This is a genomic window from Salidesulfovibrio brasiliensis JCM 12178, from assembly GCF_001311825.1.
Classification (GTDB): domain Bacteria; phylum Desulfobacterota; class Desulfovibrionia; order Desulfovibrionales; family Desulfovibrionaceae; genus Pseudodesulfovibrio; species Pseudodesulfovibrio brasiliensis.
In genome coordinates, this window is sequence record NZ_BBCB01000090.1 from 1 (window position 1) to 11,179 (window position 11,179).

The 11,179-nt window shown below is 59.4% G+C and carries 8 protein-coding genes; 7 read left to right on the forward strand and 1 reads right to left on the reverse strand.

Annotated elements, in window-relative coordinates:
* Positions 1-19: 19 nt before the first annotated feature.
* Positions 20-1,864, reverse strand: a complete 1,845-nt coding sequence (locus JCM12178_RS15035; RefSeq protein ID WP_054652554.1) for a methyl-accepting chemotaxis protein — start codon at positions 1,862-1,864, stop codon at positions 20-22.
* A gap of 225 nt (positions 1,865-2,089) precedes the next feature.
* On the opposite strand from JCM12178_RS15035, the gene fsa reads away from it, so the two are divergent.
* From fsa to JCM12178_RS15080, 7 genes are all read left to right on the forward strand, one after another.
* Complete coding sequence (gene fsa / locus JCM12178_RS15040; RefSeq protein ID WP_054652556.1) at positions 2,090-2,734, forward strand: fructose-6-phosphate aldolase; 645 nt, start codon at positions 2,090-2,092, stop codon at positions 2,732-2,734.
* Between the two features lie 397 nt (positions 2,735-3,131).
* Entirely contained in the window at positions 3,132-4,430 is a 1,299-nt protein-coding gene (locus tag JCM12178_RS17955) for a (Fe-S)-binding protein (protein ID WP_083465972.1), read from the forward strand.
* A 36-nt stretch (positions 4,431-4,466) separates the two neighbouring features.
* Entirely contained in the window at positions 4,467-7,508 is a 3,042-nt protein-coding gene (locus tag JCM12178_RS15060) for an FAD-dependent oxidoreductase (protein WP_157054946.1), read from the forward strand.
* A 16-nt stretch (positions 7,509-7,524) separates the two neighbouring features.
* Positions 7,525-7,950: a hydrogenase iron-sulfur subunit gene (locus JCM12178_RS18990; protein WP_218185656.1), complete on the forward strand. Its 426-nt coding sequence runs from the start codon at positions 7,525-7,527 to the stop codon at positions 7,948-7,950.
* 12 nt (positions 7,951-7,962) lie between these two features.
* Positions 7,963-8,898, forward strand: coding sequence for an NADH-quinone oxidoreductase subunit B family protein (locus JCM12178_RS15070; protein ID WP_054652562.1), 936 nt, complete (start codon positions 7,963-7,965; stop codon positions 8,896-8,898).
* Positions 8,899-8,910: 12 nt separating this feature from the next.
* Positions 8,911-10,356, forward strand: coding sequence for a Ni/Fe hydrogenase subunit alpha (locus tag JCM12178_RS15075; protein ID WP_083465975.1), 1,446 nt, complete (start codon positions 8,911-8,913; stop codon positions 10,354-10,356).
* 143 nt (positions 10,357-10,499) lie between these two features.
* The gene (locus JCM12178_RS15080) at positions 10,500-10,997 is read left to right on the forward strand and encodes a hydrogenase maturation protease (protein WP_054652566.1); all 498 of its coding nucleotides are present in this window, start codon (positions 10,500-10,502) and stop codon (positions 10,995-10,997) included.
* Positions 10,998-11,179: the final 182 nt, after the last annotated feature.

Sequence of the window (11,179 nt, forward strand, 5' to 3'; positions counted from 1 at the left end):
GCGGCCTTTCGGGAAGCCGTCAGCTTGGGTGCGGGCCGGGCCCCGCGCCGACCGCCGTGGCCGTCCACGCTGAAGAAGGCGATGACGTCGCCCAGATCATGCGCTTGGCAAGCAGGGTCTGGGACGTTGCCGCGATCTGCTCGGACGAGGAGGCGGTGTGCTGGATAACCTTGTCCAGTTCCTGCACGGCCTTGTTGACCTGCTCGGCACCGGAGCTCTGCTCGCCGCTGGCGGTGGAGATTTCCTGCACCAGTTCGGCGGTCTTGCGGATTTCCGGCACGGTGCGATCAAGCATCTCCCGAGCGCGTTTGGCCGTTGCGGTGCTGGTTGTGGAGAGTTCCACGATCTCGCCCGCCGCGTTGCCGGAACGTTCCGCCAGCTTGCGGACCTCGGCGGCGACCACGGCGAAACCCTTGCCGTGTTCTCCGGCACGGGCCGCTTCAATGGCGGCGTTAAGAGCCAGCAGATTGGTCTGCCGCGCTATCTCCTCGATGATGGTAATGCGCTCGGCAATGCTCTCCATGGCCCCGACAGCCTCGCCAACGGCTTCGGCCCCTTCGGCTATGTCCTCGGCAGCGCGCACCGCGACCTTTTCGGTCTGGCTGGCGTTTTCCGCGTTGTGCTGGATGTTCGAGGACATTTCCTCCATTGAGGCCGAGACCTCTTCCACGGACGCCGCCTGCTGGGTGGCACCCTCGGAAAGAGTGTTGGAGGAGTCGGAAAGCTCCTCGCTCCTGTCCGCCACATCGGCCGAAGAGTCCTGCACCGCAGACACGACCTCGCGCAGCTTGGCGACCATGCGGGCCATGGCTGCCTGCAACCGACCGAGTTCGTCCTTGCGGCCGGTTTCCGCACGCACGTTGAGGTCGCCATGGGCGATCTTTTCCGCGTAGCCCACGCAGACGTTCAGTGCGCGGGTGAGCGTGCCCACGAAGAAGTATGCCACGGCCATGCCCGCCAGAAGGAGCAGCACGGCCACCCCGATGGTAACGTACAGGGCGTCGGTAATCTCGGCGAGCAGTTCGGCCTTGTTGGCCTTTGTCACGAGATACCAGCCAAGTTCCGGCACGAACCGGGACATGACGAACCAGCTCTCGCCTTTGGAATCGGTGTACTGAAAGGAGTGATGATCGGCGTTCAGCATGGTGGCGGCGTTCTCGGCATAGCCTTCCATCTCGCTGATGCGCTTGTTGTTGATGAGGCCCTTGTCGTCATGCAACCGGAAAGTGCCCTTCTTGTCCACCATGAAGGTCTCGCCCTTCTCGCCGATGACCATGGAGGTCACGGTGTCGATGAACTCTCCGAGTTCGATGGCGGTGGATATTATACCGAGGTACTCGCCGTTGCGGTCGATGCGGCGGTTGATGAACGCCTTGGAACCGAAATCCGGGTCATCCACGTAGACGTTGATGCCCACGTCCTGATTGGCATTGCCGAACGCGCCGAACCATCCGTCCTGAGGGCCGAGGGTTCGGACGTTTCTGTTTCCGTCCGCGAAATCGTAATACTTCTTTGTAAGGTTCGAGACGAAGTTGCAACCCAGCGTGCCGAACTGATCGGAGATACGGCGCAGGAAAACAAAAAGCGTGTCTTCCTTTGCCGGGTCTTCGCCGTTTTCAACCCATTCACGGAAGAAAGGGTCGTCCACGGCCACGCCGAGCCCGGCGGCAGGGACAAGCAGCTTTTCTTCCATCACGCCGATGATGGTTTCCAGCTTGGCGGGCAGCATGTCCTGTTCAAGCTGGGTTTCAAGGCTCTGGCGAGCCACGTAGTTGTTGATGCCGGTAATGACCGCGCAGGTCAGCAGCAACAGTATGACGATGATCAGGTTCAACCGGAACCCGATGCTCGAATAGAATTTCATTAGCGCCTCCCATGCTTTTTGATCCGACCCATATACCGACTCGATTGCCTTGCAACCATGATTATACTGTAACGGTAAAGTGACGATATCATGCTGTGTTCAACACTTCGCGGCCTCGGGCACATGTGCGCCCATCCTTGTTTTTTTCTGTCGATTCATGGCATGGTTCAAACTGGGACCGTTGCCGTGACGGCCCGCAGTAATGACGTCAACCGGAGGCCATCCATGGAATTCTACCTTGATACGGCAAATATCGACGAAATCGCCGCCGCGCGAAAACTCGGTCTCATCGACGGAGTGACCACCAATCCCACCCTGCTCTCGCGGGAGGGCGGCGACTGGCAGGCTCAGGCAAAGAAGATATGCGACCTTGTGGACGGGCCTGTGAGCCTCGAAGTGGTGGGAACCACGGCCAAAGAGATGGTGGCCGAGGCCGAAGAGCTGGTGAACTTCGGCAGCAACGTCGTGGTCAAGATTCCCATGATAGAGGAAGGACTGGTGGCCACCAAGGAACTGACCGCCCGCGGCATCAAGACCAACGTGACCCTCGTCTTTTCGGCCATGCAGGCCCTGTTGGCCGCCAAGGCGGGCGCAACCTACGTCAGCCCCTTCGTGGGCCGCCTCGACGCCATCGGCCAGAACGGCATGGAAGTCGTTTCCCAGATCAGGACCATCTTCGACAACTACGGTTTCCGCACAAACATTCTCGTGGCAAGCGTTCGCCATGCCGGACATGTTCTTGACAGCGCGGCCCTCGGCGCGGACGTCATCACCGTCCCCTACAGCGTCATCAAGCAGCTTGCGGCCCACCCGCTCACGGACAAGGGGCTGGCCTCCTTCCTTGCCGATTGGAAAAAGTTGACCGGATAAGTGTGAAAACTTCCGGTCATTCGGGTGCCATCAAAAGGTCCGCTCAGGCGGGCCTTTTTTGCTTGGAAAAGAGCCCCGAACCGGCTTCTTCGAGCCGGGCGAGAGGTCGGGGGCAAAAACTCGGTCTCCGTCGTCTTCTCAAGCCATTGCCCCGGCTTATGGGAGTGCATAGACGAGTTCAAGGGGTTGTCACCATAGCATTTTTCTATGCCCGGGCTATTTACGGATTTGGGTTTTTTGAGTATGAAGGTGTATCCATCTCAGGGGTGCTTCAGTGGAGTGAAGCCCCAAGAGACTGGTATTCCGGATGAATCGCCTCCTTTTCCCGTGGGGGCGTCTCGGACGGATCCCGTTCGTTTATTGAAAGTGGGAAACCCTTAACAACGAGGTGAGGAGTATGGGCGAACCCGCAATCGTTCTTGAAGGCGGAGTCAAGTCCGCGTTCAAGGACAAGGTCATGGAGCTTCTGCCGGAAGGCGGAAACCTCAACATGTGCCTTACGTGCGGTCTCTGTTCTTCCGGCTGCCCGGCAACGGGTCTGGAAGACATGGATCCCAGGAAATTCCTGCGTATGGCCATGCTTGGATTGGATGAGGAAATTCTGAAGACTGATTGGGTCTGGATGTGCACCATGTGTCAACGGTGTATCTACGCCTGCCCCATGCAGATCAACATCCCGCAATTGGTGTATCAGGCCCGCAAGACCTGGAAGCGCGAAGACAAGCCGAAAGGCATCATCGGTTCCTGCGATCAGGCCATTCGCACCGAAGGCAACAGCGCAATGGGCGCCAGCTCCGAAGACTTCAAGTTTGTCGTCGAAGACATTCTGGAAGAAGTCTGCGAGGAGCAGGAGTCCTGCAAGAATCTGGTTGCCCCCGTCAACAAGAAGGGCGCCGAGTTCTTCCTGAACCAGAACTCGCGTGAACCGGTCACCGAGCCGGATGAAATGGTTCCTCTCTGGAAGATTCTCAACTACGTCGGCGCGGACTGGACTTACGGTACCGTCGGCTGGGCCGCTGAAAACTACTGCATGTTCGCAGCCGAGGACGATGACTGGGAACAGGTCGTCCGTAACAAGATGAAAGCGGTCGAAGACTTGGGGATTAAGAGCTGGCTCAACACTGAGTGAGGCCACGAATTCTACGCAGTCCGGGCCGGACTGCAAAAATTCGGCATCGATGTCCCCTTCAAGCTCGAATCCATCATCAGCTACTACGCGCAGTGGATTCGTGAAGGAAAGCTCCCGGTCAATTCCGACTGGAACAAGGAACTGGGAGTCAAATTCACCGTTCAGGACCCCTGCCAGCTTGTCAGGAAATCCCTGGGCGATCCCGTGGCGGAAGACCTCCGTTTTGTCGTGGAGCAGGTTGTCGGTAAGGAAAACTTCATCGACATGCATCCGAACAAGTCCAACAACTACTGCTGCGGCGGTGGTGGCGGATTCCTGCAAAGCGGATTCCCCGAAGCTCGTCACTACTACGGCAAGCGCAAGCTCGATCAGATTCTCGCCACCAAAGCGGATTACTGCATCGCGCCCTGCCACAACTGCCATTCCCAGATTCATGATCTCGCACACCATTTCGAGGCCAAGTATCAGACCGTCCACCTGTGGACGCTCATCTGTCTCTCCCTCGGTATCCTTGGTGAAAACGAGCGTGAATACCTGGGCGACGACCTGAAGGAAGTCGGACTGTAGCGGAACTGAATGGAACGAGATTCCAAGGAGGACTCAATGTCTGCAAATAAACTTGGATCGGTCATGGTCGTCGGCGGCGGTATCGCCGGTATTCAGACGGCTCTCGATTTGGCCGACTCCGGTTATTATGTGCATCTCATCGAGAAGAGTGCTGGTATCGGCGGCGTCATGGCGCAGCTGGACAAGACCTTCCCGACCAACGACTGCGCGATGTGAATAGTCTCGCCCAAGTTGGTTGAGTGCGGTCGGCACTTGAATATTGAGTTGCATACTCTGGCAGAGGTTCAGAACGTTTCCGGCGAAGAAGGCAATTTCACCGTGACGGTGAAAAAGGCCCCCCGCTACGTGGACATGGAAAAATGTATCGCGTGTGGCGAGTGTGCCGCGAAATGTCCCAAGAAAGTGGATGATGAATACCAGGCCGGGCTTTCCAAGAGAAAGGCCGCCTACATCCCCTACGGCCAGTCCGTACCGCTGAAGTACGCTCTGGACGGGGAAAACTGTATCATGATCCAAAAAGGCAAGTGTGGCGCCTGTGAACAGATCTGCCCCACTCAAGCCATCAAGTTCGATGACAAGGAAGAGATCCTTGACGTGAACGTCGGTTCCGTCATCCTCACCCCGGGCTTCAAGGCGTTTGACCCGGTCGATCTCGACTACACCTACTATAAGAAGACGCCCGACGTGGTGACGTCGCTCGAATACGAGCGCCTGCTCTCCGCCTCCGGTCCCTGCGCCGGCCACCTTGTCCGTCCTTCCGACGGCAAGGAGCCCCGCAAGATCGCATGGCTGCAGTGCGTGGGTTCGCGTGACATCAACCGCTGCGGCAACGGCTTCTGCTCCAGCGTCTGCTGCATGTACGCCATCAAGCAGTCCGTGATCACCGCCGAGCATACCACCGGCGACATCGATCAGACGATCCTGTACATGGACATCCGCAGCCACGGCAAGGAGTTCGACAAGTACTACGAGAGCGCCAAGAAGGGCGGCATCAACTTCGTGCAGGCACGCCCGCACACGATTCTGCCCGGCCCCGACGGCAACGGCGCCATCATTCAGTACGCCGACAAGTCCGGCAACATGGTGGAAGAAGTCTACGACCTCGTGGTCCTCTCCATCGGCCTGCAGGCTCCCAAGGACGCCCAGCAGCTCTCCCAGACCGTCGGCTTTGAACTGAACAAGTACGGCTTCGTGGAAGCCACGAGCTTCGAGCCCGTGTCCACCACCAAGGCGGGTGTGTTCTCCTCCGGCGCGTTCAACGCTCCCATGGACATCCCGCAGGCCGTCACCGACGCCTCTTCGGCCGCTGCCAACGCCGCGGTCATGCTCGCGGAATCACGCGGCAGCATGACTCAGGACAAGGTCTGGCCCGAAGAACGCGACATCGCTGGCGAAGAAGCGCGCATCGGCGTGTTCGTCTGCTCCTGCGGCACCAACATCGCCGGCACCGTGGACGTCAAGGCGGTTTCCGAATACGCCTCGTCCCTGCCCGGCGTGACGCTCGTGGAGAACAACCTCTTCACCTGCTCCACGGACACGCAGGACCTGATCGCCGCCAAGATCAAGGAAAACAACCTGAACCGCATCGTGGTCGCCGCGTGTACGCCGCGCACCCACGAACCGCTGTTCAAGGAAACCCTGAAAGAAGCCGGACTCAACGAATACCTCGTTGAAATGGCCAACATCCGCAACCAGAACAGCTGGGTCCATCAGGACAATCCTGAAAAGGCCACCGAGAAGGCCAAGGATCAGGTCCGCATGGCCGTGGCCAAGGCCGCCCTGCTCCAGCCGCTCAGCAAGATGTCCGTCGACGTCACGCAGAAGGCAATGGTTGTCGGCGGCGGCATGTCCGGCATGACCTCCGCACTCGGTATTGCCGACATGGGCTACGACGTCGTGCTGCTCGAAAAGAGCGACATGCTCGGCGGCAACGCCTGGGCCCTGTCCAAGACATGGCGCGGCGAAGAGATCAAGCCCGAAGTGGAAAAACTGGTCGCCAAGGTTGAAAACCACGACAAGATCACCATCCTCAAGAAAGCCATGCTCAAGACCGCCGTCGGTTCCGTCGGCAACTTCGTGAGCGAGGTGGACGTGGACGGCGAGACCAAGGCCGTGAAATACGGCGTTGCCGTGGTCGCCACCGGCGGCAAGGAATACAAGCCCAACGAATACGCCTACGGCGAATCCGATCGCGTGAAGACGCATCTGGAATTCGACAAGATGCTCGATTCCGGTGCCACCTCCAGCGCCGATTCCGTCGTATTCATCCAGTGCGTCGGCTCCCGCAACGAAGAGCGCCCGTACTGCAGCCGCGTCTGCTGTACCCACACCGTGGAAAGCGCCATTCGCCTCAAGGAGCAGAAGCCCGAGATGAGCGTGTTCGTCCTCAATCGCGACATCCGCACCTACGGCCTGCGCGAAGACCTGTACACCAAGGCCCGCCAGCTCGGCGTGATCTTCGTGAAGTACACGCTCGACGCCAAACCGCAGGTGAGCGCATCCGGCGATTCGGTTTCCGTCAAGGTTGCCGATCCCATGCTTGGCGGACGCGAACTGGACATCAAAGCCGACTACCTCGTTCTCGCCACGGCCATCGTGCCCAACGAGACCAAGGAACTGGTCGAACTGTACAAGTGCGCCACCGGCGACGACGGGTTCCTCACCGAGGCTCACCCGAAGCTCCGTCCCGTGGACCTGTCTGTCGACGGCCTGTTCGTTGCCGGCCTCTGCCACTACCCCAAACCCCTGGACGAAGCCATCGGTCAGGCACAGGCGGCCACCAGCCGCGCCGGCGTCATCCTCGCCCGCACCGAACTTCCCCTTGATTCCATCAAGAGCGAAGTCACGGAACTCTGCGACGGTTGCGCCCTGTGCGTCGATACCTGCCCCTACAATGCCATCAGCCTCGAAAGCTACGAGGACAAGGGCAAGGAACACCGCAGGATCGTTACCGACAAGGCTCTGTGCAAGGGTTGCGGCGTGTGCATGGCCACCTGCCCGAAGGGCGGCGTGGAGGTGAACGGCTTCACCATGGACCAGCTCAAGGCGCAGGTCACCTCCGCCTTGGCAGGACTGTAATCGAAGGAGTTGAATCATGGCTGACTTCGAACCGACTATCATCGGCTTCCTGTGCAACTGGTGCGCATATGCCGGTGGCGACCTGGCCGGTGTGTCCAGGTTGAAATATCCCCCGAACATGCGCGCCGTGCGTGTAATGTGCTCCGGCATGGTCCACCCGGACCTCGTGGTGGACGCCCTGAAGGAAGGCGCCGACGGCGTCATCGTCATGGGCTGACACCTCGGTGAGTGTCATTACCTGGATGGTAATAACAAAGCATTGGCAAGGGCTGGAGCAACCGAACTGCTGCTGGAAGACCTCGGCATCGAACCAGAACGGTTCGCCATCGAGTGGGTCTCCTCTGCGGAAGCTCCCCGTTTTGCGGAAGTGGTCACCAACTTCACCGAGAAGATCAAGAAGTTGGGCCCCAACCCCGCAAAGAACAAAAAGGCTGCAGCCTAAGGAGGACACGCAATGGTCAAAATTGCTGAAGAATGGCTCAACTCCTGCTCCGGCTGCGAAATAGCCATACTCAATATCGGCGACGTGCTCGTGGACCTGCTCCCCTCGCTGGAGTTCGTGCACATTCCCGTCCTGATCGACAAGAAATACTACGGCCAGACCGGTGAAGGCACCGAGCTCGACATCCCTGAAGCGGTTGTCGGCATCGTCTCCGGCGGTGTGAAGAACGAAGAGCACCTCGAAGTGCTCAAGAAGATGCGCGAACGCGTGCAGATTCTGATCGCGCTCGGCACCTGCGCCACCGACGGCGGCATCCCCGCACTGGCCAACATGTACTCCAACGACGAGATCCGCGACTTCGTGTACCGCGAGTCCCCGACCACGGTCGACGGTCCGGACCCCGACGTGAAGAACAACCACATCCCGGACATGCTTGAGAAGTGCTCCGCCCTTGACGAACACGTCAAGGTGGACCTCAAGCTCCCCGGCTGCCCCCCGCACCCGGACTGGATCGCCGCTGCGATCCTCTCCCTTCTCGACGAGAAGAACGTGCTGGAACTGCCGGAAAAATCCGTGTGCGACACCTGTCCCACTATCCGGGAACGCAAGAAAGGCATCGGCGACATCAAGCGCATGCTGGAGACTCCGGACTACGATCCGGAAAAACCCATCAGCGACATGCGCTGCCTCCTGGAACAGGGCTTCATGTGCCTCGGCCCGGTCACCAAGGCCGGCTGCTCGGGCATGTCCGGCGAAGCACCGCGCTGCATCAGCGCCCGTGTGCCCTGCCGCGGCTGTTACGGCCCTGTCCGCGACGACCGTATCCCTCTCGTGGACTACGTCGGCGCACTGGCAACCGTGGGCTATGATCCGGCCCGCATGCCGGACCGCCGTGGCTACCTCTGCCGTTTCAACGGCGGCCACGGCGTTCTGAAAAAACTGGGTTAACAGGAGGAAGTGATGAGCAAAACGCTGAGAGTCGCTCCCATTACCCGCATCGAAGGACACGCCGGGTTCGAGATCATGCTCGACGACAGCGGCAACGTTGCCGACGCCCGGATGCTGGTCATGTCCTTGCGGGGATTCGAAAAGTTCGTTGTGGGCAGACCCGTTGAAGAGGTCTCCCGCATCGTCAACCGCATCTGCGGCATCTGCCCGTGGCAGCACCATCTGGCGTCCAACAAGGCCGCCGACCTCTGCCTCGGTGCGGAAGTTCCCGAAACAGGCAAGAAACTCCGCGAACTCTGCCAGATGCTGGCATACATTCCGGACAAGATCCTTCACTTCTACTTCCTGGCCGCCCCGGACTTCGTCCTGGGACCCGGTGCGGACTATTCGGTCCGCAACGTGGTCGGCGTGGTAGGTGCTGTGCCGGACCTCGCAAAGCAGGTCGTGCACATGCGCTACAAGACCCAGATGGCACTCGAAAAGTTTGCCGGAAAGGTCATCCACCCGATCGCAGCCGTGGTCGGCGGCTTCTCCAAGCCGCTGCTGGAAGACGAGCGCAAGGAACTGCTGGAAGTCGTCAAGGAAGCGAAGGACTTCTGCCTGTTCACCATCAAGTTCGCACGCGAAAACGTGTTCCCGAAGTATCTGGAAGCCGTGAAGACCCTCGGCGTCTTCCCCTCCGGCTACATCGGAACCGTAGACGGCGACGGCTCGCTCGAGCTGTTTGACGGCCAGCTGCGCCTGATGGACATGGACGGCGAATATGATCAGTTCGACTATGCGGACTATCAGGATTACATCGCCGAACACGTGGAAGACTGGTCCTACTTGAAGTTCCCGTACATCAAGAAGGCCGGCGGCATCAAACTGGACGAAAACGATCCGGTCGGTGTCTACCGCTCCAACTGCCTCGCGCGCATCAACGTCTGCGACCAGATGAAGACGCCGCTCGCGCAGGAAGAGCTGGAAATCTTCCGCAAGGAATTCGGCCGCCCCGCACACCTCACCCTGCTCTACCACTGGGCTCGCCTCATCGAGCTGGTGCAGTGCTGCGAACGCGCCGAAGACCTGCTGAACGATCCCAAGATCACGGGACGCGAAATCCGCGCCGAAGGCATCAAGCCGCAGGCCGGAGAAGGCGTCGGCTGCGTGGAAGCCCCGCGCGGCACCCTGATCCACCACTATAAGACGGACAGCGACGGCATGGTCGAAAAGGCCAACCTGATTGTGGGCACCACCCACAACAACGCCGGCATGAACCTGTCCATCAAGCAGGCCGCCAAGGCCGTCATCAAGGACGGCAACTACGACGAAGAGGTCATGAACCTCATCGAGATGGCGGTTCGCGCCTACGACCCGTGAATGTCCTGCGCTACCCACCGCCTGGATGGCGGTATGGCCATGGAACTCAAGATCGTGGACGCTCAGGGCAATGTCCTTGACACCTTCAAGAAGTAAAGGCGACACTCTCGCCTGAAGACGAGGGGGCCGATTCGTCGGCCCCCTCTGTCGTTTCCGGCCATTTTCTTCTTGCTCTTTACTGCCAACTGATTGTTATTCCTGTTAACGTGGCAATTGCCACATGATCTGTGAGATACGGCATGGACTGGTCAAAGATGTTTACTTCGCGCGTGGTGGTGTTCGGTTGCGGCAACGTCCTCATCGGGGACGATGCCGCCGGGCCGAAAGTGGTTGAACTGCTCGAAAAAGACGATGAGATACCCGAGGACGTCGGCCTGCTGGACGTCGGAACCTCGATCCGCACAATCCTTTTCGACCTCATCGTGGCCCCCACCCCGCCCGAACGGGTGATCGTGATCGACGCGACCACCGAGGAGCAGGGCCGTGAGCCGGGTGAATTCTGGGAGATCAGCATCGAAGGCATGGACCCCAAAAAGGTCAACGACTTCTCGCTGCACATGTTCCCCACCGTGAACCTGCTCAAGGACCTCAAGGAAAACACCGGCATCGACGTCAAGATTGTCGTGGTCCAGACGGGCTACATTCCCGAAGAACTCGACGAAACCATGAGTCCGGAGGTGGAAGCCGCGCTGCCCAAGATCGCGGCCAAGGTAAAGGAGTGGTGCATGCCCTCCTAGCGAGCTCATCCACCGCATTTTTTCGGGCCTGCCGTGTCGCTGAATCAGCGACACGGCAGGCCCTTTTTCATGGCTTCGAGCGCAAACAAAATGACCGGTTAGCGGGCCGAAACCCACAACGAAACGGGTTCCGCTTCCCGTCCCTCCCGCCGAAGGCGAGCAAGAAAGCCACCGTTACATCG